Genomic DNA, 23,988 nt, shown 5'->3' with positions numbered 1-23,988 from the left:
GGGGGCCCTATTTAATTATGCCGCCACGCCCAGCGCCTCCAGCAGCCGCTGCTTCTGGGCCTGGAAATCGGGGGCGGTGCGGCGGCGGGGGCGGGGCAGGTCCACGTGGAAGGTGTGGTGCACGCGGCCGGGGCGGCTGCGCAGCACCACTACGCGGTCGGCCAGCACGAGGGCTTCCTCCAGGTCGTGGGTCACGAGGACGAGGGTGGGGCGGTCGTCGGCCCAAATGCCGAGCAGGTGCTCCTGCAAGTCCATCTTCGTGAACGGGTCGAGGGCGCTGAAGGGCTCATCGAGCAGCAGCAGGCTTGGCCGCGCCACCAAGGCCCGGGCGATGGCCGCCCGCTGCGCCATGCCGCCCGAGAGCTGCCGCGGCCAGGCTTCGGCAAAATCGGCCAGGCCCACCCGGGCCAGGGCCCCCGCGCTGCGCTCGGCGCGCTCGGCCGCGGGCAGGTGGGCAATGCCAAACTCCACGTTTTGGCGCACCGTGAGCCAGGGCAGCAGCCGCGGCTCCTGAAACAGGAAGCCCACCGCCGGGTGGGGCCCCGCCACCGGGGCCCCGTCAATCAGCACGCGGCCGGTGCCGGGCGCTTCCAGCCCCGCCACAATGCGGAGCAGGGTGCTTTTGCCGCAGCCGCTGGTGCCCACCAGGGCCACAATTTCGCCGGGCTGTACCTGGAGGCTAACGTCTTGCAACGCCACCACCTGGGGCCCAAACTGCTTGCCAAGGTGCTCGATGCGCAGCATTATTTAGATGTGAAGAATGTGGGAAATGTAGAGATGTGAAGAATGTAGGGAGTTATGGAAACGGAAGGGCGAGAATATAAAATTTGGAAATTGATTCTATTATCTCTCCACCCTTCACATTTTCACATTTTCCATATTCATCACATTTGTTCACTGCCGTGCGTGTCTTGCCAGCGTAGCAGGCGGTGGCTGAGCCAGGCCAAGCCGGCATCGGTGGTGCGGCCCAGAATGGCGAAGAGTAGGATGGCAGCCAGGATGGTTTGGGGCCGGCCGGTCATCTGGCCGTCCACCAGCAGGAAGCCCAGGCCCTTGTTGGCCCCCATGATTTCGGCGGCCACCACGAACATCCAGCCCAGGCCGAGGCCGTTGCGCAGGCCCACCAGGTAGGCCGGCAGCGTGGCCGGCAGAAACACCCGCCGCACCAGCGCCAGCCCCGAGAGGCGGTACATGCGGCCCACTTCCACCAGCTTGCGGTCTACGCCCTGCACGCCGCTCATCAGCCCCAAATACACCGGGAAAAACACGCCCACGGCAATCAGCACCACTTTCGAGGTTTCGTAAATGCCCATCCAGAGGATGAACAGCGGCACCCAGGCCAGCGACGGGATGTTGCGCACGCCTTGCAGCAGCGGGTCGAGCAGGCGGCGGGCCAGCGGCGCGTAGCCCGTGAGGGCCCCCAGCGCCGTGGCCGCCAGGCTGCCCAGCGCGAAGCCCGCCCCCACCCGCGCCAGCGTGAGGCCCAGGTGCGGCCACAGCTCGCCGGTGCGGGCCAGCTCGGCAATGGTGCCCAGTACTTTGGACGGTGCGGGCAGCAGGTTAGGCGGCAGGGCCCCGGTGCGGGCCAGCACTTCCCACAGCGCCAGCAGGGCCAGCGGCAGCGCGGCGCCCAGCGGCCACTGCCAGCGCCGCGGCGCGCGCGGGGAAGCCGGTGGCCGGGCCGCTATGCGAACGGGCGGGGCTAAAACGAGGGTGGAGTTGGACATGGAGAAAGAGAAAATGGGAGCCAGCCTGGGCCCGGCGTGGGGCCCCGGGGCCCTAGCGAACCGCCACGGGCGCGGCGGGCAGCTTGTTCACGAATTGCGGATCAATCAGCGCCTTCAGGGTTTGGGCCACGTCCACGCCGGCTTCGATGGTGCCAGTTTTCTTGAGCACGTCGCCGGCCGCCGCAATGGTGGCCAGCTGCGGGGCCCCAAAGCTGTTGACGGCAAAGTCGGTGCGGGCCAGTTGCTTAGCGGCTACGGCCGGGCTCAGCTTGGCCGCGTCGGCGAGGGTTTGCTGGAGCTCGGCGGGGTGCTGGCGGGCCCAGGCGCGCGCTTGCTCGTAGGCGCGCAGCACGGCGCTCACCAGGGCCGGGTGGTCCTTGGCAAAGGCTTCGCGGACGTTCAGCACGCCGTAGCTATTGAAGTCGGGGTTGCGGTAAAGGAGCTTCGCGCCCGACTCCAGCTCGGCCTTGGCCATGTGCGGGTCGAGGCCGGCCCAGGCGTCCACGTCGCCTTTTTCGAGGGCAGCGCGGCCGTCGGGATGCTGCAGCGGAATCAGCTCAATATCTTTCTCGCTCATCCCGGCTTGGTCGAGGGCGCGCAGCAGAAAGATGTACGGGTCGGTGCCCTTAGTAGCGGCCACGCGCTTGCCCTTGAGGCCCGCCACGGTCGTAATGGTCGATTTGGGGCCCACCACTAGCGCTGTCCACTCGGGTTTCGAGTAGATGTACACGGCCTTAAGCGGGTTGCCGTTGGCGCGGGCCACCAGCGCCGCCGCCCCGGCCGTCGAGCCAAAATCGAGGCTGCTGCCGTTGAGGAATTCCAGGGCCTTGTTGCTGCCCTGGCTCAGCACCCACTCCACCTTAATGTTCTGCTTGGCCAGGTCTTTTTCCAACCAACCCTGCCGCTTCAGCACCAGGCTGAGCGGGTTGTAGTAGGCGTAGTCGAGGCGTACGGTTTCGGGCGCGGCAATGGCACCCGCGGCGTTACTGCCGCTGCCACAGCTGGTTAGCAACCCAGCCAAAGCCAGCGCACCGCACAAAAGGGCCCGCGGCCCGCGAAGGGCCGATAAGAAAGGAAAGGTCATGTTCAAGAGAATAAGGGGGTTGATGGGCCTGGGGCCCCGGCGCCTACTGCGCGAGGGCCGGCGCGTAGAACCGTTCCAGCTGCTGGGCGATTTGCACGGTTTCCAGCAAAAAGCCGTCGTGCCCGAAGCCCGAATCCAGCTCGGTGTACAGGGCCCCGGCAATGCCCTCGGCCAATTCCCGCTGCTCGCTGACGGGAAACAGCACGTCGGACGTGATGCCCAGCACCAGCGTGCGCGCCCGCACCTCGGCCAGCGCCGCCGGTACGCCGCCGCGGTGGCGGCCCAAGTGGTGGGTGTCCATGGCCCGGCTCAGGGCCACGTAGCTATAGGCGTCGAAGCGGGCCACGAGCTTGTCGCCCTGGTAGCGCTGGTACGTGCTGGCGCGGTAGTCGCGCAGGCGCGGGTCGTCGTCGGCTTCGGTTTGGGTGGCGGCGTAGGCTTCGTAGCCGCGGTAGCTGAGCAGGGCAATGGCGCGGGCGGCCCGCAGGCCCTCGTCGCCGCCGCCGGGCTCGTTGGCGTGGTAGGTGGGGTCGGCCTCGATGGCCAGCCGCTGGGCTTCGTTAAAGGCGATGCCCCAGGCCGAGTGGCGGGCATTAGTGGCAATAACCACCAAGTGGTTAAATACTTCAGGTTGCATCACCGCCCACTCCAGGGCCTGCTGCCCGCCCAGCGAACCGCCAATCAGGGTGTGGATGCGGTCCAGGCCCAGCTCCTGGCGCAGGGCTTCGTGGGCCCCCGCCAGGTCGCGGATGGTGAGCAGCGGAAACGCCTGGTAGCGTGGCCGGCCGGTAACCGGGTCGGGGCTAAGTGGGCTGGTGCTGCCGTAGCACGAGCCCAACACGTTGGCGCACACGATGAACCAGTCGGCCGGGTCGAAAAAGCAGCCCGGCCCAAACAAGCCCGGCCACCAGTCCAGCACGTCGGCGTTGGCCGTCAGGGCGTGGCACACCCACACCGCATTGTCGCGGGCCGCGTTCAGCTGGCCCCAGGTGCGGTACGCCACGTGGGCCCCTGAAAGCACTGCACCGCTCTCCAGCGGAAACGGGTCGGGCAGTTGAAAAATGTGTTCGGGCATGGCCATGAATGAGTCGGAAGCTGTCTAACGCTAAAACCCAGGGCCCCGGCGACTGCCGCCGGGGCCCTGAGCTTCAGGTACGTTGCGCGCCGGCAGGGGGGGGTTATACCTCTAGCGGCTGCGCGTGCTGCGCCGCGGGCTCGGGAATGGATTCGTCGGTGTGTGTCTCGCCCTTCGGCGTGGCCTGGGTGGCGGCGGCCAGGGCCTGGGCCAGGTCGGCGGTGATGTCGTCGATGTGCTCGATGCCGACCGACAGGCGCAACAGCGTGGGCGTCACGCCGGCCACCAGCTGCTCCTGCTCGCTCAGCTGCTGGTGCGTGGTGGCCGAGGGCTGGATGATCAGCGTTTTAGCGTCGCCCACGTTGGCCAAGTGGCTGATCAGCTTGAGGTTGTCAATCAGGGCCACGGCTGTTTCCTTGGTGCCGTGCAGCGTGAAGGAGAGCACGCCGCCGAAGCCGCGCTTGAGGTACTTGGCCGCGTTGGCGTGGTGGGGGCTGCTGGCCAGGCCGGGGTAGTTCACGTTAGCTACTTCGGGCTGCTGTTCCAGCCACTGGGCCACTTTCAGGGCGTTTTCCACGGTGCGCTCCACGCGCAGGCTCAGGGTTTCGAGGCCTTGCAGCAGCAGGAACGAGTTGAACGGGCTGATGGCGGGACCGAAGTCGCGCAGGCCTTCCACCCGGGCCCGGATGGCGAAAGCAATGTTGCCGAACGGCCCGTTTTTGCCGAACACGTCGTTGAAAACCAGGCCGTGGTAGCCTTCGCTGGGCTCGGTGAACTGCGGGTACTTGCCGTTGCCGAAGTCGTAGGTGCCGCCGTCCACAATCACGCCGCCCACGCTGGTGCCGTGGCCGCCGATCCACTTCGTGGCCGACTCCACCACGATGCTGGCGCCGTGCTTGAGGGGCTGGAACAGGTAGCCGCCCGCGCCAAACGTGTTGTCGACCACCAGCGGAATGTCGTGCTTGTGGGCCACGGCCGCAATGCGCTCAAAATCCGGCACGCTGAAGCTGGGGTTGCCAATCGTTTCCACGTACAGGGCCTTGGTGTTCTCGTCAATCAGCTTCTCAAAGCCGTCGGCGTCGTCGCCGTCCACGAAGCGGGCCTCGATGCCCAACCGCTTGAAGGCCACCTTAAACTGGTTATAAGTGCCGCCGTAGAGGTACGAGCTGGCCACCAGGTTGTCGCCCTGCTTGAGGATGTTGTTGAGCGCGATGAACTGCGCCGCCTGGCCCGAGCCCACGGCCACGGCCGCCACGCCGCCTTCGAGGGCCGCAATGCGCTGCTCGAATACGTCGGTGGTGGGGTTCATCAGGCGGGTGTAGATGTTGCCGAACTCCTTCAGGGCAAATAGATTAGCGCCGTGCTCCGCGCTTTTGAACACGTAGCTCGTGGTTTGGTGAATGGGCACGGCACGCGAGCCGGTGGTGGGGTCGGGCACCTGGCCAGCGTGGAGTTGGAGGGTTTCGAAATGCAGGGGAGCGGACATAAAAGGGGAGGGTTGAAAACCGTAAAAAATCTAAGGGAGAGAGGGGAGGCTGGTCAAAACCGGGGACCTGGGCCGCGCCGGCAAGCAATAAAGCCCGTGTGGTTGAGGTGAAAGGGGGCCCCAAGGTGCCCAGTGGCCCGGTGCGGCCCAGCTGGCCGCTACCCAAAAAACCAGTGGTAAGAGGGGGCGGGCAGTGCCCGCAGCATCAGCCTAACCGCAACAACACGGGCCCCAACAGCACATTCGCATGCGGCCGGCCAACGCCAAAAAGCCCAGCACCGGCAAGGCCGGCTGGGCAGGGAGGGTCGAATGGGAAACGGGGGGGTTGTTCATGGCACTCCGGTTATATTTCCCGCAACGGCCAGGGGCCGAGGGGTAGGAAGTGGCACCTTTCGCGCGGTCGAAGGTTGCCAGCGGGTCGTAGAGCCTAATCTCTCGCCGCTTCTGTATAAAATGAAACGCTGCACCGCCGCGAGGGGGAGCGTACCGGGTTGGTAATGGCAAATATAGAAGCGAAAAATTTGCTTCCGCAAGCGGCGCCCCAATTTTTTCGCCGATGGGCCCAAAAAAGCCCGCGCCAGGGGCCCGGGCTTTTTCTGCCTTTTTTCTGCAAAAAAGTACCTAGAGACTAGGTAGGGTCAACACCTGGCCTACTTCGATGAGGTCAGGGTCGTTGCCGATGAGGTCTTTGTTGGCCTCGTATATCTGGTGCCACTTGGTGCCGTCACCGTAGTGGTTTTTAGCAATCTTCGAAAGGGAATCGCCGCTTGCCACCGTATAGGTGTTGGCATCGGCATTACCAAAGAGGGCGTCGGCCCCAGCGGTGGGCTGGGGGGCATCGACAGGCTTCTTTTCGCCTTCGGTGTTCAGGAAATCCATCAGGCCCATGGCGTGGGGGTGGGGGTTAGGTGAAAACGGGTAGGACATTGCCGGGGTCCCTCCAGGGAAGTACTGGCAACAACTGAGCGGGTTTTACGCACCGCTAAGCATAGGGGTTGCCGAATAAACTATTTAATTACCTTGCCGTAAGCAGGGCGGTCGGCACGGGCCGGCACCTCACCCTCCCCATCATTACTTCCGCACCTTTCATGAAAAACTTCCAATTGGTTGCCCGTTCTTTCCTGGCCAGCTTCGCCCTGTTGCTCTCCCTGTTTGTGGTGGCCTGTGGCAACGACAAAGGCAAAGTAGAAGCCGTGAACATGCTCTACGGCACCGACAGCAAGGTGTGGAAAACTGCCAAAGAAACCAGCGCCGCCGGCGACAAAGTGAAGCAGACCGATGCCCAGAAGCAGGAGGAGCTGCGCATTTTCGCCAACGGCAATTACACCATGACGAGCCCCACCGAATCCATTTCGGGCAAGTACACCTTCGACCAAGCCGGCAAGACCGTCACGATGACGCCTCAAGGTGCCACTGCTGGCAACCAGTTTACGGTGGAAACGCTCACCGACGACAAGCTGACCTTGGTGGGCACCAGCGGTGCTAAGCTGATGTTGGAAAAAGAATAATGCCGTTTCCACAACGCTACAAGAGCCCCGCGCCGATTCTGGCGCGGGGCTTTTTTGTAGCCGGTCTGGTGCAGCGAACACGCAGAAGGCGGTTCTTTGCGTTTGGTATTTTGCTTGGTTTAAATTTTCTTTTTGCTTAAAAAATGGCGTGGTTTCGAATGTTGCTGCTGTGGGGCGTGTACCTGGGAGCTATCGGGGTGCAGGCCCAAACTCCGGCCGCACCGGGGCCCCGGCCGGTACCGGCGCGTGCGTTGCGCAGCCTAAGCCCAGCTGACACCTCGTTTGCCGAGCTGGAGTTTTTGCGGGCGGAAATTGGCGGGGCGCGGGTGGTATTCCTCGGCGAGCCCACCCACGGCGAGGGCAACGTGCTGGCGGCTAAGGCGCGGCTCGTGGCGTTTTTGCAGCAGCGCATGGGCTTCACCACGCTGGCTATGGAGAGCGGTTTTTTTGAGCTGCACAAGGCCCAGCAGGGCATTGCGGCGGGTAAGTCGGTGGCCAAAAACCTGGCCAGCAGCGTGTTCCCGGTGTGGACGAGCACCCAGGAGTTCCAGGCCGTGGGGGCCCTGCTGGGCCCCGATGGCCTGCGCGTAATGGGCTTCGACCCGCAGCTGAGCGGCGACTACAGCGACGACCTGGCCGACGACCTGGAGGATTTCCTGGAAAGCGAGAAGGGCGCCGACGCCGTGAATTACGAGTTGTTGGGCGACGCGGTAGACTACATGGCCGCGCACTATGCCTTCCCGCTTACCCAAAAACCAGCCGAGTTTGAGGCTGTGCTGGCCCAGGCCGACCGGCTGCTGCGCAAGGCCGCCGGGGCCCCCGCTGCCAGCCGCCGCACCGAGGCCGCCTTCTGGCAGCAGTGCCTGCGCAGCCTGGGGGCCCTGGCCCGCGACTACGCCGCCCACGACCCTAGTTCCAAAACCGCTGCCACCTTCGTGGCCGCCGACAGCAACCCGCGCGACGCCCAAATGGCCGATAACCTGCTGTGGTACCTACGCCAGCACCCGGCCGAAAAAGTGATTTGCTGGGGGGCCCTGCCGCACTTCGCCAACCACGTGGAGGTGCTGGGCAGCGAGGAGCTGCGCGCCTACCAGCCCATGGGCCGCGCCGTGAAAACTGCCCTGGGGCCCAACCAGGTGTACGTGCTGGGCACCCTGGCCGGTGGGGGCACCCACGGCCTGGTGGGCACCGAGGGCGTGCCCGTGCCCGCGCCCGCCGCCGGCACCCTGGAAGCCGAGCTGCTGGAAAAAGACGGGCCCCTGGCTTTCGTCAGCCTGAAGCACGACGCGCCCGGCTTGCAGCTCACCACCTACGCCTTTGATTACCAGCCATTGGCGGGGCCCTGGAGCGAGGTAGTGGACGGCTTCCTATTCTTCCGGAGCGTAGCGCCGCCGCACCCGGCCGTGCCCGACAGTACCGCTGGGGCCGCCGCCGCAGTGGTCGCTGCGGCCGATACCACAGCCACGGCCGTGGCGGCCCGCGCCGCGCCACCCGGCTCGCTGAACCCCGCGGCCGGCCGGGGTGGGGCCCTGGTGCGGGCGGCCGCGGCGGCCCCCGACGTATCGGGGGTGCGCACGGTGCGCGGGCAGGTACTCGACGCGCGCAGCCGGGCGGGCGTGCCCTACGCGTCGGTGGTGGTGCCGGGGCAGGGCAAGGGCACCACGGCCAACGCGCAGGGCCGCTTTGCCTTATCGCTGCCGGGGCCCACGCCGCTGCAAGTGAGCAGCTTGGGCTACGCCACGGCCGTGGTACAGTCGCCGCGCGGCAACGAGGAGCTGACAGTGCCGCTGACGCCATCGGCCTACGCCCTCGACGAGGTGCGCGTGCCCACGGTGCCGCCCAGCCCGTTGGCCATCATGCAGGACGTCATCAAGAACGTCCCGGCCAACTACGAGCAGCAGGACTACGCCACGGAGGTGTACGCGCACCGCCGCATCAGCAACTTCGACACGCTGCGCTACGAGGCCGAAACCGTGGGCCGGCTGCGGGTGCCGGCCGGCTACCGGCACTTCACGGGCGGCTTTATGATGCGCGGGCCACTGGTCGATTTGCAAGTGCAGCAGCAGCACGTGCTGGCGAAGCGCGGGGCCCCGGTTGGCTGGGAGTTGTACGGAAGCGTCCAAAATTCTTACCCTGAGTCGGCCGACGCCGTGCGGATTTCGCCGCTGTTCGTGGCCCGTAACCTGCGGCGCTTCACGCTCAAGCTCGACAGCGTGCGCGGCGAGGGCCCCGAAACGGTGTATTTGCTGAGCTTCGCCGCCAAGAAGGCCGACCGCCGCAGCACCGGCACCAACCTGATGGGCGTGTACCAGGGCCGCCTGCTGGTGCGCCAGCGCGACCACGCCGTGCTGCGCTACGAGGCGCTGTGGCAGCTCGACACGGCTGCCTTCAACGGCGCGGCGCGCAAGAACCGGGGCAGCCAAAGCCTGAAGGACCGCCTCTTTAACCAAACCTTCACCGCCGACCGCACCACCCACGTGGTGGACTACGCCCGGGGCCCCAACGGCCGCTACTACGCCCGCCGCAGCGTGGGCCAAACCCAGAGTGCGGGCCGCGGGCCGGGCAAAGCGCCGTTCTACTACCAGAGCCTGAGCGAGCTGTTTTTCAAGCCGTTGCCCGATGCGGGGCCCCCGCCGCCGCCCGCCGCCAAAACCAACGGTCCGCCCGCGGCCATGCCCGAAGTGCCGTACCGGCCCGAGTTTTGGAACGCCTACCGGCGGCCGGGTGGGGCCCTGGCGGCGCCGGCTACTCGGCCATAGGGGCCCCACCCGCGGCTGGGCGTGGGCCGAACACCCGCGCCAGCCAGCGCGGCAGGTAGGCCACGCCCAGCGCCAAGTAGAAGTAGTACGTGACGATGCGGTAAAGCAGTACGAGGAAGCTCGTCATGGTGGCGGTGCCGATGAAGTGGCCGAAAAATGTGGGAAATGCCCCCTCGGCAATGCCCGCGCCGCCCGGCGTAATGGCCAGCAGCAGCACCACCTTATAGGTAATGTTGCGGGCGAAAATGAACAGGAACGTGCTCGTGGCCATGGGCGTGAAGGCGGCAATGAGGCAGCCGATGACGGCGTAGCGGGCCGTCCACACGAAGGCCGTGCTCAGGCAGGCGCGCCACCAGTACAGGGGCCCCGCGCCGCGCAGGTGGTGGGAGGCGTTCACCATTTCCTGGCCCTGCCGGTAGGCCAGCCGCCGGAATCGCCGCAGCCCGCGTACCGAGGCCAGGCGCACCAGCAGCCGCCGCACCGAGCGCGGGTTCACGAGCAGCGCGTAGAGCAGCAGCCCGGCGTAGGCCGACACGGCTACGTAGCTCACCACAAACAGCACCCGCAGCGTTTGCACAAACGCCGACTGCAGCCCGTGCGGGTACAGCCCCGCGCCGGCCAGGGTCACCACCAGCGGCACCATCAGCACGTAGTACAGGTTGTCGAGCAGGGCCGTAACGAGCGTGTAGGCCAGCGACTTGCCCAGCGGAATGCCCGTGTGGGTAAGGATGATGGGGGCCGCCGCCGTGCCGCCCGCCGCCGAGGGCAGCACGCACGAGGCAAACTCCCACACCACAATCACGCCGAACGACTGCTGCCAGCTCAGGGCCCGCTCCGTGATGTGGCGGATGCGGTAGATGTAGCCCAGGTCGCGGGCCCAGAGCACGAGCAAGGTCACGAGCAGCCACTCCCACTTGGCGTCGAGCAGCGGGGCCAGGTCGCCGGGCTTGTAGGAGCGCCAGAACAGGATGGCCACCACGCCCAGCCCAATCAGGGCCGGCACCACAATGCGCGACGGCCGCAGCTGCCGCAGCAAGGCGGCGTCCTGGTCGGCGGCGGGGCCGGCGGATGGGGGCGAGGGAGGGGAGAGGGGCATAGGTACGGGAAAGGCCGGGTAAAAGTACGGCCGCCCACCGGGCGGGGCCCCACCCGCCACTCCTACGCAAAACGCCCCGCGGCGACGGGCGCAGCGGGGCGTTGGCAAAAGCATTAGCGAAGCCTTGGCGGGCCCCAACCGGCGGGGGCCCTGCCACCTACGGCCGCCCGCCGGGGCTACCGGCCGGCGTGATGCCGCCCGGCGACGTAGTGCCCGGCGAAGGCGTGCCCACCGGCACGGTGGACTTCGTGGCTGGCGCTTTAGCCTTGGTGGCCGAGCTGTCGGCCGGGGCCGCGGTGGCGGGCACGGGCGCGTTGGCGGGGTCGGGGGCGGCGGGCAGGCCGGTGGGCGTGCCCGCGCCGGGGATGAGGGCCGGCGTGGCAGCGGGCGCCACGGTGCCGTCGGGCTGCACTGCGCCAGTGGCGGGGGCCCCGGCCGGGGCTGTGCGCGTGGTATCGGCGCGGGGGGCGGCCGTGGCCGGGCGGGCCCCGGGGGCCCCAGCTGCCCCGGCGGGGCGCCCGCCGCCCTGGCGAGCGCCGCCACCGCCCTGGCCACCGCCGCCACCGCCTTGGCCGCCGGCTCCAGCTCCTGCGTCGCCGCCGCCGCCGTTGTCGCCGCCTTCTTTCAGGTCGTCGTTGTTCACGCCCTTGCGGTTGCGGGGGCGCTGGTCCACCGTCAGCTTGCCGATGCGGTAGCTCATGTTCACCTTAAAGCTCATGTTGTGCAGCACGTTGGTGCTGTTCTGCGTGAGCAAGGGGCTGGAAATATCGTTGCGGATGTTGATGGAATTCGTGAAGAAGTTCTCCGCCCCGATGCCGAAGCTGCCCTTCTTCTCGGCGAAGTCGCGCTTCACGCTCAGGCTGTACACCCCAAAACCGCTTTGCGTGCCTTGCAGCTGCACTTGCCGCCCGCGGTAGAAGGCAAACGCCTGCAAGCCCCACACCTTGGTGAGGGCGTAGGAGCCAAACAAGCGGCCGCTCACCACGAAGCCTTCGTTCTTGGCGGTGTAGTTGGCGTCGGCAATCTGGTTGTTTAGCACGGCGTAGTAGGTGTCCACCCCGCCGTTGAGGCTGAACTTGCTGCCCGAGTTTTTGCTCACGAACACGCTCCCACCGTAGGCGTCTTCCTTGCCGATGTTTTGGTAGGTGACGTACACGGCCCCCGGGTAGTAGGTGAGGCCCAGCGGCGTGATCACCGCGTCGATGGGCGAGCGCACCGACTGGATGGAGCCGGTGGTGTTGCGCATGAAGCCCGAGAAGTTCAGGTTGGCCCCCTTGAGCGCCGTGCTGTAGCCCAGCTCGTAGTTATTGGTGTACTCGGGCCGCAACTCGGGGTTGCCCTGGGTCTGAATCAGCGGGTTGGAGGCCTGCACGTTGGGGTTCAGGAACTGCAGCGACGGGCGCTGGATGCGACGGTTGTAGGCCAGCTTCAGCACGTTGCCGTTGGCGAGTTTGCGCGAGAGGTTCACGCTGGGCACCGTCACGCCGTAGTTCGGAATCTCAGCCAGCGGGCCCTGGCCAAAGTCCGCCGTGATGGTGGTGTACTCGAAACGCACGCCCGGCTTCAGGGTGAAGCCCTTGGGCAGGCCGATGGTGTAGGCCACGTAGCCCGAAGCCACGTTCTGGTTGTAATTAAAAGAATTGTTGGGCTGCGTAGTGCCCTGCGGCACGGTGGTCGAATAAGAATAGTCGCTGTTGACGGTGCGCTTGATGTCCTTCACCCCGAACTCTAGCAGCTGGTTCTTGGCCGTTGGCGTCTGGTAGTCCAGCTGGGCCGTCAGCTCCTGGTTTGAGCTTAGGTTGTCGTTGCCCAAGGTGCCCGTGCGGCCATCGCTCGCCGAGTAAATGTCGTTGTTGAAATTATAAGTACGGTTGTTGCGGCTGAAGAGCGTCAGCACGCTGAATTCGCGCTGCTCCACTTCGTAGGTGTGGGTGTAGTTCAGGCTGGCGTCCACCGTGCCCGACTGGTCGGTGGTCTTCACGTTACGCAGCGTGTTGGCGGTCGTGCCGGCCAACGTCAGGCTCGTGGCGGTGGCCAGCGCGTCCTGGTAGTTGGTGGCGTTGCGCGTGCCGTAGGCCACGGAGGCGGCCAGCGAATTGTGTTTGTCGATGTCGTAGTCCCAGCCCAGGGTGTAGCGCCCAAACACCTGGTTCTGCCGCGTGTCGGCTGCCTGCCGGGTCGTCGATTGCCGGGTGCCGTCCGTGTTGTAGGTCGTTTGATTGTTTTCGAAGCTGCCGGGCGTGTTGTAGCCGGCCCGCCCAAAGCCGCCGAGCGAGAAGCCCATTTTGCCGGTGCGGTAGCTGCCGTTCAGGCCCAGGTTAGCCGAGCGGGTGCCCACGCTAAGGTCGGCGCCGAGCTGGCCCCCGCGCAGGTTGTTCTGCTTGGTGACGATGTTGATGATGCCGCCCGAGCCTTCGGCGTCGTACTTGGCGGAGGGCGAGGTAATCACCTCCACGCTCTTGATCTGATCGGCCGGAATCTGCTTCAGCGCGTCGGCGATGCTGTTGGCGGCAATCGTGCTGGGCTTGTTGTTGATGAGCACCCGGATGTTGCTGGAGCCGCGCAGGCTCACGTTGCCGTCGAGGTCCACGCTCAGCAGCGGCACGCGCTTGAGTACATCGGTGGCGTCGCCGCCGCGGGTGGTCTGGTCGTTCTCGGCGTTGTACACGGTACGGTCCACCTTTTCCTCAATCAGCGGCTTTTGGGCCACTACCACCACTTCGCCCAGCTTCTGGGCCGAGGCCGCCATGGGCAGGGTGCCCAGGGCCACCGCACCGCCGTCCGCGGGCACCACCACGCCCGGGCGGGTCACGTCCTGGTAGCCCAGAAAGCTAACCTTGATGGTGTAGGTGCCGGGCGGAATGCCGGGCAGCACAAACCGGCCGTCGTCGCCGCACACGCCCCCGTTCACGGGGGTGCCGGCGGCGTTCAACACCGCCACCGAGGCGTACGACACGGGTTTGCCGTTGGCGCCATCTGTTACGGTGCCCGTGATGCGGCCCGCCACGCGGGTGGGGGCCCCGGGCAGGGCTGGGCGGGCGGGAGCTTGCTGGCCGCGGCCAGAAGAAATAGAGCCTGCTAAAGCCGTGGCTAATAGCAGGGTAGAGGTAAGAATTCTTGGTTGCATATATTTTAGGGTAGCCCCCAAAGTGCGTATTTGGCGGCAAAAGGTTGCACCGGTCCCAGTTTTTTCTGTGAATCCCCGACCAAGAGTCCCTTTGTCCCGACGTAGACCAGTTTTTGGGCCAATTGTTGCGAAGGGCCGCAACTGCTCGTCCGGCCCCGGTGTATCTTTACTGCCGGCCGGCCAATCTTTTTGCGGGCCCAGCGGTTGCTTACCGCCTCCCACTCCGACGCTTGCCCCTGATGACAGTTGAACCCGGCCCGCTCCTAGCGGCGATAAATTCGCCCGACGACCTCAAAAAGCTCGCCCCCGAGCAGTTGGTGCAAGTCAGCACCGAGCTGCGCGAGTTCATCATCGACACGGTGAGCATCTACGGCGGGCACTTCGGGGCCTCGCTGGGCGTGGTCGAGCTGTCGGTGGCGTTGCACTATGTCTTCAATACGCCCTACGACCAGCTTGTCTGGGACGTGGGCCACCAGGCCTACGGCCACAAAATCCTGACCGGCCGGCGCGAACGGTTCCCCACCAACCGGCGCTACGGCGGCATGTCGGGCTTCCCCAAGATGTCGGAAAGCCCCTACGATGCCTTTGGGGTGGGCCACAGCAGCACCAGCATCGGGGCGGCGCTGGGCATGGCGGTAGCCTCGGATTATAAAAAAGAGTTTGACCGCCAGCACATTGCCGTGATTGGCGACGGCGCCATGACGGCCGGCATGAGCTTCGAGGCCCTGAACCAGGCCGGGGCCCTGAACAACAACATGATTGTCGTGCTCAACGACAACTGCATGAGCATCGACCCCAACGTGGGGGCCCTCAAGGAATACCTGACCGACATCACCACCTCGCGCACCTACAACAAAGTGCGCGACGAGCTGTGGAACGTGCTGGGTAAGCTCAGTAAGTTTGGCCCCAACCCGCAGCAGATTGCCCGCAAAGTAGAGGCCGCTATGAAGGCGACCCTCATGAAGCAGAGCAACCTGTTCGAGGCCCTCAACTTCCGCTACTTCGGGCCCGTCGACGGCCACGATGTGCAGCACTTAGTGGCGGTGCTCAACGACCTCAAGGCCATCCCGGGCCCCAAGCTGCTGCACTGCGTGACGGTGAAGGGCAAGGGCTATGCGCTGGCCGAGAAGGACCAGACGCTGTGGCACGCGCCGGGCTTGTTCGACAAGATTACGGGCGAGATTTTTACCAAAATTCCTGATAAGCCGCAGCCGCCCAAGTACCAGGATGTGTTCGGCCACACGCTGGTGGAGCTGGCCGAGGCCAACGACAAAATCATGGGCGTGACGCCGGCCATGCCTTCGGGCTCGTCGCTGAACATTATGATGGCCGCCATGCCCACCCGCGCCTTCGACGTGGGCATTGCCGAGCAACACGCCGTGACGTTTTCGGCCGGCCTGGCCACGCAAGGGCTGGTGCCGTTCTGCAACATCTACTCCTCGTTCATGCAGCGGGGCTACGACCAGGTGATCCACGACGTGGCCCTGCAAAACCTGCACGTGGTGTTCTGCCTTGACCGGGCCGGCTTAGCCGGGGCCGACGGTCCCACGCACCACGGCTGCTACGATTTGGCTTTCATGCGCTGCGTTCCCAACATCGTGGTGGCCGCGCCCATGAACGAGCAGGAGCTGCGCAACCTGATGTACACCGCCCAGCTGCCCGAAAACGCGGGGCCCTTCAGCATCCGCTACCCGCGCGGCGAGGGCGTGATGCCCGCTTGGCGCACGCCGCTCCAGCGCGTGGCCGTGGGCACGGGCCGCGTGGTGCACAAGGGCGAGGCCGGCGGCGTGGCTATCCTCACCATCGGCCACATCGGCAACTACGCCGTGAAGGCCACCGCCGCCCTCGCCGCCGAGGGCCTCGACGTGGGCCACTACGACCTGCGCTTCTGCAAGCCGCTCGATGAGGAAATGCTGCTGGCCGTGGCCCGTCGCTACCGCGCCATCGTGACGGTAGAGGACGGCTGCCTGCCCGGCGGCTTCGGCTCGGCGGTGCTCGAGTTCCTGGCCGACAACGGGCAGCACTTGCCCCTGCGCCGCCTCGGCATTCCCGACCGCGTGGTGGAGCACGGCACCCAGGACCAGCTCTACAAAGAGTGCGGCTTCGACGCCGCCGGCATCGCGCAGGCCGTGCGCGAAATGGCCGCCAAGGTGCCGGATGCGGCGCTGGCGCTGCGGTAATTGGGTTTTTGAAATAGGAGAGGGCCCCGCGGCGGATGCTGCGGGGCCCTGTTCATGTTTAAAGTGTAGCGAACGAAATGCACAGGCTTAATGCGCAGGGCCCCGGCGTGGCTGGCCTGAAACGCAAAAGATAAAACAATAGCAGCCCCGAAAACGTCTTAACTGAATGCCCCGGCCACACCCGGCCGGCCGCGTTCACTTTAAGCAATTTAGCAATGGCAGCTACCACCGCAACTTACCCCGCCACGTTCACCATCGGCGGCGACCTCACCGTGAACCGCCTCGGCTACGGGGCCATGCGCATTACCGGCGAAGGCATTTGGGGGGCCCCGGCCGACCACGACGAGTCCATCCGCGTGCTGCAAAGGGCCGTGGAGCTGGGCGTGAACTTCATTGACACCGCCGACAGCTACGGCCCCAACGTGTCGGAAGAGCTGATTGCCGAGGCACTGCACCCCTACGCCAAGGGCCTCGTCATCGGCACGAAGGGCGGACTGCTGCGCACGGGCCCCAACCAGTGGCCCGTCGATGCCAGCCCCAAGCACCTGGAAGACGTGCTGCACGGCAGCCTCAAGCGCCTGAAGCTCGACCAGATTGACTTGTACCAGCTGCACCGCGTGGACCCCAACGTGCCGTTTGAAGACACGCTGAAGTTCCTGCAAAAGGCCCAGCAAGACGGCTACATCAAGCACATCGGCCTGTCGGAAGTGGATGTGGACCAGATCAAAAAGGCCCAGGAGTTTGTGGAAATCGTGTCGGTGCAGAACATGTACTCCGTTGACAACCGCAAGTGGGAGCCGGTGCTCGACTACACCCGCGAGCAGAATATGGCCTTCATTCCGTGGTTCCCACTCTCGGGCGGCAACAAGGAGGCCCTGGCGGCCCTCGACCAAATCGCTAAAAAACACGGCGCCACCCAGCAGCAAATTGCCCTGAGCTGGCTGCTGCACCATTCGCCCAACATCCTGCTCATCCCCGGCACCTCGAAGGTGAAGCACCTGGAGGAGAATATGAAAACCGCTGACATTCAGCTGTCTTCGGAAGACATGGCGGCGCTGGATAAAATCAAAACGGCATAGAACTGATATTGCGGGCCTGTAGAACGGAGTAGCACCCCGTTCCCGTGCGAACGCCGAACGAAGTGCCGCTCCGTTCTACGCGCTGGGTACGCCGACTTGAAAACCGTTCTGGTTCCCGGCATTGGCCTGCTACCAAAAGGGGCCCCGCGACTACGGTTGCGGGGCCCCTTTTGGTGGGCGGGGCCCCTTTTGGTGGGTGGGCCGCCCGGGAAATGAATTCTTCGCCGGCTGCGTTTGATGAATACACGTTTTGGGATTCTACCCCGCCTTCACCATTGCCCTTTGCCATGTCTTTCCCTTTCCAACTGCTGAAAACACCGTTGCTCGCGCTGGCCTTGGGGCTCGCGGCAGGCGCGCCCGCGTGGGCGCAGGCCACGCAAACCGACCAAAAGACCGGCACCGATTTTACGCGCTACAAAACCTACAACTTCATGGACGAGACGGCGCGCAATGATTCGACGGCGGCCGACCTGAGCGCGAACATTTTTGACCTGAAGCGGGCCGTGACCCACGAAATGGAGGCCCGCGGCTACCAGTTGGCCGCCCAACCCGACCTATTGGTGAACATCGGCATCTCTACCCAGCTGCTGACCCAAACCCGCGAAACCAACTTCCTCAACGACGGGGCCCCGTACTACATCGGCCAGCGCAACTACCGCTGGCAGGCCCAAAACGTGCCCATCGGCCAGTACCGCGAAGGCACGGCCACCATCGACGTGGTGGACGCCGCCCGCAAGGAGCAGGTGTGGCAGGGCACCACCACCAGCATCCTCTCGCGCAAGTCGCGCAAGGCCGCCCAGCAGATTGACAAGGGCGTGGCCGAAGCGTTTGCAAAGTTTCCGGGGCGGGTGCGCTAGGGCCCCGGTTACGCCAATGCCTGTTCGAACAAATGCAAAAAAGAACAGTCATGCTTCGCTGCGCGCTGCATGACCGCCTATTTGGGTAGGCCTTTGCCGGCGTTGGTGCGGTCGATGAGTTGGAGTACGTCTTTGGTCGAAACCCGCTGGCCGGTTTCGGCGGCGCGGTAAATGGCTGCGAGCAGCTGCACGTCGCGCAGGCCCATTTCGCCGGGCACGCGGGTAGGCCGGTTGCGCAGGATGCAGTCGGCAAAGTCGTCCATTTGGGCGGCTTGCTGGTTGATGTTGGGCAGGTTGAGCCGGCCGTCGTTTTGGCTGGTATTGCCCGCCAGGCCGCCGTAACCAAAGGCCGGCGTCAGCTCGGCCCAGCCCTGGGGCCCCTCGGCGCGCAGGCGGCCTTCCATGTTTTCGGTGTAGCGGGTGCGGCAGTCGGCCACGGCGCCGTCGGCAAACTGGAACTGCCAGTCGAGCCCCGCTTCCACGTTCTTAAACAGCTTCGGGTCGGGGTTGGGAATGAACTTGGCCGTGACCGACACCGGCACCTGGCCCTTGGTGTAGAGGCAGCCCTGCACGCAATAAATGCCCATGTCCATGAGGGGTCCCCCGCCGCTCAGGGCCCTATCCACGCGCCAGCTGGGCGTGCTGAGCCGAAAGCCGTTGTCGGCCGCCAGGTGCCGCACCGGCCCGAACACTTCGCGCTGGCCCAGGCGCATCATTTCCTGGTTGTGGGGCTCGAAGTGCAGCCGGTAGCCCACGCTGAACTGCTTGCCCGCTTGTTGCACCGCCGCCACCATGCGGCGCGCGTCGGCCGCCGACGTGGCCAGCGGCTTCTCGCAGATGACGTGCTTGCCCGCTTGCGCCGCCCGCACCACGTACTCGGCGTGCAAAGCGTTGGGCAGCACCACGTACACAATATCGATGGCCGGGTTGTCAATCATCCGGTCGAAGGTCTTGTAATCGTAGACGTTCGCGTCGGGGATGTTGTACTGCTGCTTCCACTGAGCGGCCTTGGCCGGCGTGCCCGTCACGATGCCCGCCAGCCGGCACCGCTTGGTTTGCTGCAAGGCCGGGGCCAACTGCCCGGCGCTGTAGCTGCCCAGCCCCACCAGCGCCACGCCCAATTGGCGGTCGGCCGCCGGGGCCCCGGCCAGCCAGCCCAGGGGCCCCGCCATAGCGTTGGCACCCACCAGCGTGGCCCCCGCGCCCAACGAAAGTGTGCGCACAAAATCGCGGCGGGAAGTAGCAGAAGCGAGGAAGTCGGTCATAGCACGCAGAAGGTTGGGGTAGATGCAGCTTACCCCATATGGCCGCGCCGGGTTATGGTCGAGCTTGCGTCAGGCACTTACCCAAATAGAACGGTCATGCTGAGTTTGCCGAAGCATCTCTCCCGCTGAGTAATAAACGGATTACTGCTGCGGGAGCGATGCTTCGGCAAGCTCAACATGACCGTTCTTAATTAATGCTTAGGAGGGGCCCCGGCTACTCGTCCTCCGGAAACTTGCCCATGTTGCCGCTCTCAAAGTCGGCAATGGCGGCCATTAGCTCCTCGTTAGTGTTCATCACGAACGGGCCGTAGGTGGCCAGCGGCTCCTCGATGGCGGCACCGGCTAGCGCCAACACGAGGCTGTCTTTCGAGGCGGTGATTTGCACGTCGGGCGAGTTCCAGCCCAGCACCACGAGCTGCTGGGTTTTGGCGGGCCGCTCGCCGTTCACCAGCACCGCGCCGCGCACCACGTACAGCCCACGTTGTAGGCGGCGGGCAGCATCAGCACAAAGTCGGCGCCCTGGGGCAAGTGCAAGTCCAGCAGCGTCATGGGCGAAAACGTGCTGGCCGGGCCCGTGGCGCCGCCGTAGCTGCCGGCTATCACGCGGACGTGGCCCCCGCCGCCGGGCAGCGGCACGCTCGGAATAGCCGCAGTGCGCAGCTCCTGGTACTGGGGCGGCACCAGCTTATCGGCCTTGGGCATGTTCACCCAGAGTTGCAGCAGCTCCAGGGCCCCGCCGCGGCGGGCGAAGTCGCGGTCGTACATCTCGGCGTGGCGCAGGCCGGCGTCGGCGGTCATCCACTGTACATCGCCGGGCCCGATGGTGCCGACGTGGCCGGCCGTGTCGCGGTGGGCCAGGTAGCCGTCGTACACCACCGTCACGGTTTCGAAGCCGCGGTGCGGGTGGGGCGGCGAGCCGAGCGGCGCCTCAGTGGGCGCAATCTGCATCGGCCCGATGTGGTCGATGAGCAGGTACGGGCTCAGCTGCCGGATGCGGGGCCCCGGCATGGGGCTGGTCACGTCGAAGCCGTCGCCAACGGCTTTCTTGTTGCCGTCAATCACCTGAAATACGCGGCGGAAAGGTGAGGTAGCTATAGCAGAATCGGAACAAGAGGAAAGTGGCTTTTATAAGCCACGGGCCCCCAAAAGGTTATGTCTTAATAAGGAGAATTAGTCGGCGGAAGTGCTTCTATTGATGACAAGTACATTCTCAACAATTAAGCGAACCCGAACGGGTATGCCTTCAAAACGATTGTTGAAAGAAGCACTCAACGCCAGAAAATCTGCTCCGGGATAAGGCCGCTGGGAGGTGCGCCCAACGCACGCATAGGCCATCACCAGGGCCCCCGGCGGAATAATATCGCGGCTGATGAAATCCTTGATGGTGTGTTCTAATTGCTCCACGCAGTCAGCAGCGCGGGCGTAGCGTAGGTTGCCGCTGGTGGTAATATCTCGCTCGGCAGCCTTAAACTCCACAAAATAAGCTTGCTCGGTGGTCAACAGCAGGCAGTCGCAGCGCCGCCCTTCTGCTGCGGAGTACAGGCAGCGGTCAATCTGGATGAGGTGCACCAACCGGCCTGATGCATTCCGCACTTGCAAATCAAACCGGTTGCGCGCCGGGGGCAAATAGTGAAAACAGGGAGCCGTACTGGGCGGAGGCGGGTCTTGTATGAAAAACTCAACTGCCGTGATGGCCTCTTGGCAAGCGTTGCCGCGCGTCTGGTCGCGGAATGATTCGCGGAGCGGATTCAGCATCTTCTAGAAGCCGCGATTAATGTCGAGCAATTGGTCAAACTCATCGGCCTGAATACCCGAAACCGCGTCCAACTCATTCTGCGAAATAAGCTTAGTTTCCGGGTCTAGCAACGACCGGATACCGCCTGCTCCCTCGGGACCATTCACGTAGTAAGCCGCAAACTCATCGGGATTTACCCAATATTTCTCAGGAATAATAGCTGCTACTTTCTGGCGCTTTTCTTCATCTTTATTACCGACGTGGTGCGCATAAAGCAGTAAATTTAAGTGCGAAAGAATGTAAGGGCTATGCGTAGTTATCGTCAGGTCGTTTTCGCCCTTCGTGCATTTTTCCACCAGCCAGTTCAGCAGCCCTTGTTGGGCGGTGGGATAGAGGTTCAGCTCCGGCTCTTCAACGATAAAGCTCTGTGCTTGCTCAGTATTGCGGCTGACGTACTCCAGTAATACTAGCAACGGTGTGACGGATTGAATACCGCTGGCAGTTTCGTAAAGACGGAGAAGAATTGCGCTGCCAGGCATTTTGATAAAATCCTGTCCATTGCGATGGACATAATCAATATTCAAGAATCCTATGGCAAGTTTTTTTACTTGCGCTTTTGCAACAGAAAAATCGTTTGCAAAATTTAATAAGATTTTCGGTAGCCCAATATCATCTCTTAAAAGACCAGCCCAAGAATACTCTACAGCTGGCACAAATATTCTATCCGTTGGAATATATATGTTCTTTTGAAGCCTATTAACTGTAAAGAATTTCATAAACATTCTTGCAAGCTTATCAGCCGTCGTCTGACTTGTTTCATTGTGAATGGCTGAATTTCTCGCACTTTTATAATCATTTACCAGCTTCATAAAATCAGGGGTACTGGATAATCGTGTTAAAAATTCTGTATTGATAGGTTGTAGTTCAGGAAGAGGTGCATTCGATGAATCTTTGCCGTATTCCTTACCCATAGAGAAAGAAATTACTTTATCGCCCCAAATTATATTAGAACCCTTTTTGAAATACTTATCTATTGAAAAGTCTTTGAAAAACAGCTCTCGCTCTTTAGCTAGAGAATTCATAAATTCATTATCTCTAAATACGGCCGCCAACTTCGCCAGCGTACTCTTCCCGCCACCCGTGGGCCCTATAAAAACCGTTACCCGCTTAAAGTCCACCGTGGCGTCTTTAATGGGGCCAAAGTTTTTGACAATCAGTTGCTCGTTCATAACCAATACGAATTAGGATAGGGCCAAAAATAGCACGTGGCGGCCCCGTTGCCGGAACCGCCGCGTGGGTAACCGTTTCGGGCGCTGCTAGATTTTCTCCGGCAGCAGCGTGGCGTCGGGGTAGTTGCCGAGCACGGGGGCCTTGCCCTGCGTGACGGCCTCCACCAGCAGGGCCCCGCCCACGAAGGCGCCTTTCCACGACTCGCCCAGGCCGCCGAATACCTCGGCCCGGTCGCCGCGCGAGCGCAGGCCGTTCACGCCCACCTTGAAGGCGCGGATTTCCTTGGCCGTGCGGGCGGCCCAGGCCGCGTCGTCCGACACGATGGCGGCCACCAGGGCCCCGTTCGAGATGTTCATCTCGCCCACCAGCTCCTCCACGCGGTCCACCAGCACCACGCTGTCGATGGGGCCGAAGGGCTCCTTGTAGTACAGCTCGCTCTGGCGGGGCAGGCCCACCAGGGCACGGGGGGCGCGGTAGGCGCTGCGGTCCTGGCCGGGCAGGAAGAGGCTGTCGTCGAGCTTGCCGTCGTAGAGCGGCGTGGCGCCGGTCTGCAACGCGTTGTCGTAGAGGCGGTCCAGGTCTTCGGCCTGGCGCGCGTTGATGACCGGCCCGAAGGCCAGCTCGGGCAGCTTGTCGTCGGGGCTGTCCACCAGGGTGGGGTTGCCCACCTTCAGGCCCTTGATGACGCCGAGGTAGGTTTCGAGGAACTGCGGGAACAGGCGGCGCTCCACCACGAAGCGCACGTAGGCCGTGCAGCGCTGCTTGCCGTAGTCGTAGCCCTTGCGCAGGTGCTGGGCCAGGGCGTCCCAGTCCGAGAAATTCCAGAGGCCGTAGGTGTTCACGCCCTCCATTTCGAGCATGTAGCGCTTGTGGTTCTGGCCCAGGGCATCGGCGATGTTGCGGCCGTTGTAGCGCCCGCCCACAAAGCTCAGTGCGTCGATGCGCGGGTCCTGCACCAGCACCTCGCTCAGCTCGCCGCCGGGGCCGCTCACCAGCGTCAGGGGCAGGCCGCAGCGGCGGGCCACGGCAAAGGCCAGGCTCAGGGAAATGAAGCCGCCGTCGGTGGGCGTCTTGGCAATCACGGCGTTGCCGGCCAGCGCCTGCACCAGCACGGCGTGGAAAAGCACCGAGAACGGGTAGTTCCACGAGGCAATGTTGCTGACCAGGCCCAGCGGCTGGCGGCCGGCCAGCATGGGCTCGATGTTCTCCACGTACCACTGGGCTCCGTCGATGCAGCGGTCGATGTCGGTGAAGCCGGTGGCGTAGGTTTTGCCGATTTCCCACATCAGCAGCTTGCCGATGAGGTCGGCCATTGGCCGCAACTGGGCTAAGCAGTCCTGCACGCGGCGCTGGCGGTCGGCCAGGCTGGTGGCGCTCCAGGCGGCGGCTTCGGCCTTGGCGGCCACCACGGCGCGCAGGGCCACGTCGTGCGTGAGCATGGGCAGGCCGCCCAGCTCCGAGCCGTCGATGGCCGAGTGGAAGGCGCGCGGCTGGCCGGGCTCCTGCCAGCGGCCTTCGAGCAGGTTGAGGAAGTGGCCGTCCTGGTCGAAGATTTCGGGCGCGTGCTGCTTGACTTGTTGCAGCAGGAAACTGAATTCGACCTGCGGCGAAACGATTTTGGGCATGGTGCTTTGGGCAAGTGAGACGGAGTAGTAACGCGGAAGGTAGGGCGGAGTTTATTGCCAAAAAAGCCGGTGCGGGGCCCCGTGGAACTGCCAACGCGTTAGCAACCCGGCCCGGGGGGGCGAAATGCCCGCGAACGGGCCCGGCAACGTTTGCG

General features: G+C 64.2%; 19 protein-coding genes and 1 riboswitch. Of the genes, 5 read left to right on the top strand and 14 right to left on the bottom strand.

Annotation, left to right across the window (positions count from 1 at the left end):
• Nucleotides 1-15: 15 nt before the first annotated feature.
• The 6 genes from AXW84_RS18750 to AXW84_RS18725 all read right to left on the bottom strand — a co-directional run bounded on the left by AXW84_RS18750 (nt 16) and on the right by AXW84_RS18725 (nt 6,299).
• Complete coding sequence (locus tag AXW84_RS18750; RefSeq protein ID WP_068236815.1) at nt 16-744, bottom strand: ABC transporter ATP-binding protein; 729 nt, start codon at nt 742-744, stop codon at nt 16-18.
• Nucleotides 745-884: 140 nt separating this feature from the next.
• Nucleotides 885-1,727 carry an ABC transporter permease gene (locus tag AXW84_RS18745; RefSeq protein WP_068236812.1) on the bottom strand — a complete coding sequence of 281 codons (843 nt, stop codon included), beginning with the start codon at nt 1,725-1,727 and terminating at the stop codon, nt 885-887.
• Between the two features lie 52 nt (nt 1,728-1,779).
• Nucleotides 1,780-2,811, bottom strand: coding sequence for an aliphatic sulfonate ABC transporter substrate-binding protein (locus AXW84_RS18740; RefSeq protein ID WP_068236809.1), 1,032 nt, complete (start codon nt 2,809-2,811; stop codon nt 1,780-1,782).
• 43 nt (nt 2,812-2,854) lie between these two features.
• Nucleotides 2,855-3,886: a homoserine O-acetyltransferase MetX gene (gene metX, locus AXW84_RS18735; RefSeq protein ID WP_068239707.1), complete on the bottom strand. Its 1,032-nt coding sequence runs from the start codon at nt 3,884-3,886 to the stop codon at nt 2,855-2,857.
• Nucleotides 3,887-3,989: 103 nt separating this feature from the next.
• On the bottom strand, nt 3,990-5,372 hold the full coding sequence (locus AXW84_RS18730) for an O-acetylhomoserine aminocarboxypropyltransferase/cysteine synthase family protein (protein WP_068236806.1): 1,383 nt from the start codon (nt 5,370-5,372) through the stop codon (nt 3,990-3,992).
• Nucleotides 5,373-5,712: 340 nt separating this feature from the next.
• Nucleotides 5,713-5,827, bottom strand: a riboswitch (SAM riboswitch).
• Between the two features lie 166 nt (nt 5,828-5,993).
• Nucleotides 5,994-6,299: a LysM peptidoglycan-binding domain-containing protein gene (locus AXW84_RS18725; protein ID WP_236943166.1), complete on the bottom strand. Its 306-nt coding sequence runs from the start codon at nt 6,297-6,299 to the stop codon at nt 5,994-5,996.
• Nucleotides 6,300-6,460: 161 nt separating this feature from the next.
• Between AXW84_RS18725 and AXW84_RS18720 the strand changes: the two genes are divergently transcribed.
• Both AXW84_RS18720 and AXW84_RS18715 read left to right on the top strand, forming a co-directional pair.
• Nucleotides 6,461-6,880 carry a hypothetical protein gene (locus AXW84_RS18720; protein ID WP_068236803.1) on the top strand — a complete coding sequence of 140 codons (420 nt, stop codon included), beginning with the start codon at nt 6,461-6,463 and terminating at the stop codon, nt 6,878-6,880.
• Between the two features lie 143 nt (nt 6,881-7,023).
• Nucleotides 7,024-9,639 carry an erythromycin esterase family protein gene (locus AXW84_RS18715; protein ID WP_082773984.1) on the top strand — a complete coding sequence of 872 codons (2,616 nt, stop codon included), beginning with the start codon at nt 7,024-7,026 and terminating at the stop codon, nt 9,637-9,639.
• Here AXW84_RS18715 and AXW84_RS18710 read toward each other — a convergent pair.
• Nucleotides 9,626-10,735: a lysylphosphatidylglycerol synthase transmembrane domain-containing protein gene (locus AXW84_RS18710; RefSeq protein WP_068236797.1), complete on the bottom strand. Its 1,110-nt coding sequence runs from the start codon at nt 10,733-10,735 to the stop codon at nt 9,626-9,628. The genes AXW84_RS18715 and AXW84_RS18710 overlap by 14 nt on opposite strands.
• Nucleotides 10,736-10,892: 157 nt before the next feature.
• Entirely contained in the window at nt 10,893-13,862 is a 2,970-nt protein-coding gene (locus AXW84_RS18705) for a TonB-dependent receptor domain-containing protein (protein WP_071892305.1), read from the bottom strand.
• Nucleotides 13,863-14,101: 239 nt separating this feature from the next.
• Between AXW84_RS18705 and dxs the strand changes: the two genes are divergently transcribed.
• From dxs to AXW84_RS18690, 3 genes are all read left to right on the top strand, one after another.
• Nucleotides 14,102-16,042 carry a 1-deoxy-D-xylulose-5-phosphate synthase gene (dxs, locus tag AXW84_RS18700; RefSeq protein ID WP_068236794.1) on the top strand — a complete coding sequence of 647 codons (1,941 nt, stop codon included), beginning with the start codon at nt 14,102-14,104 and terminating at the stop codon, nt 16,040-16,042.
• Nucleotides 16,043-16,257: 215 nt separating this feature from the next.
• Complete coding sequence (locus AXW84_RS18695) at nt 16,258-17,121, top strand: aldo/keto reductase (protein WP_068236791.1); 864 nt, start codon at nt 16,258-16,260, stop codon at nt 17,119-17,121.
• Between the two features lie 287 nt (nt 17,122-17,408).
• Complete coding sequence (locus tag AXW84_RS18690; RefSeq protein WP_068236788.1) at nt 17,409-17,978, top strand: DUF4136 domain-containing protein; 570 nt, start codon at nt 17,409-17,411, stop codon at nt 17,976-17,978.
• 77 nt (nt 17,979-18,055) lie between these two features.
• Here AXW84_RS18690 and AXW84_RS18685 read toward each other — a convergent pair whose 3' ends face one another.
• The 6 genes from AXW84_RS18685 to AXW84_RS18665 form a co-directional block, all read right to left on the bottom strand.
• Nucleotides 18,056-19,243 (bottom strand): Gfo/Idh/MocA family protein, encoded by a 1,188-nt coding sequence (locus tag AXW84_RS18685; protein WP_068236785.1) that lies wholly within the window; start codon nt 19,241-19,243, stop codon nt 18,056-18,058.
• A 214-nt stretch (nt 19,244-19,457) separates the two neighbouring features.
• Nucleotides 19,458-19,718 (bottom strand): pirin-like C-terminal cupin domain-containing protein, encoded by a 261-nt coding sequence (locus tag AXW84_RS25190; RefSeq protein ID WP_236943359.1) that lies wholly within the window; start codon nt 19,716-19,718, stop codon nt 19,458-19,460.
• Nucleotides 19,688-20,305 (bottom strand): pirin family protein, encoded by a 618-nt coding sequence (locus AXW84_RS25185; RefSeq protein WP_157887121.1) that lies wholly within the window; start codon nt 20,303-20,305, stop codon nt 19,688-19,690. The genes AXW84_RS25190 and AXW84_RS25185 overlap by 31 nt, the downstream gene beginning before the upstream one ends.
• Nucleotides 20,306-20,413: 108 nt before the next feature.
• Nucleotides 20,414-20,998, bottom strand: a complete 585-nt coding sequence (locus AXW84_RS18675) for a hypothetical protein (RefSeq protein WP_157887120.1) — start codon at nt 20,996-20,998, stop codon at nt 20,414-20,416.
• A gap of 3 nt (nt 20,999-21,001) precedes the next feature.
• The gene (locus AXW84_RS23570; RefSeq protein WP_071892302.1) at nt 21,002-22,207 is read right to left on the bottom strand and encodes an AAA family ATPase; all 1,206 of its coding nucleotides are present in this window, start codon (nt 22,205-22,207) and stop codon (nt 21,002-21,004) included.
• 87 nt (nt 22,208-22,294) lie between these two features.
• A complete protein-coding gene (locus AXW84_RS18665) occupies nt 22,295-23,833 on the bottom strand; it encodes an aldehyde dehydrogenase family protein (protein WP_068236775.1) in 1,539 nt (512 codons plus the stop codon).
• Nucleotides 23,834-23,988 lie beyond the last annotated feature (155 nt).

It is taken from the genome of Hymenobacter sp. PAMC 26628, assembly GCF_001562275.1.
Lineage (GTDB): Bacteria > Bacteroidota > Bacteroidia > Cytophagales > Hymenobacteraceae > Hymenobacter.
This window is presented reverse-complemented; position numbering and strand designations above follow the sequence as displayed.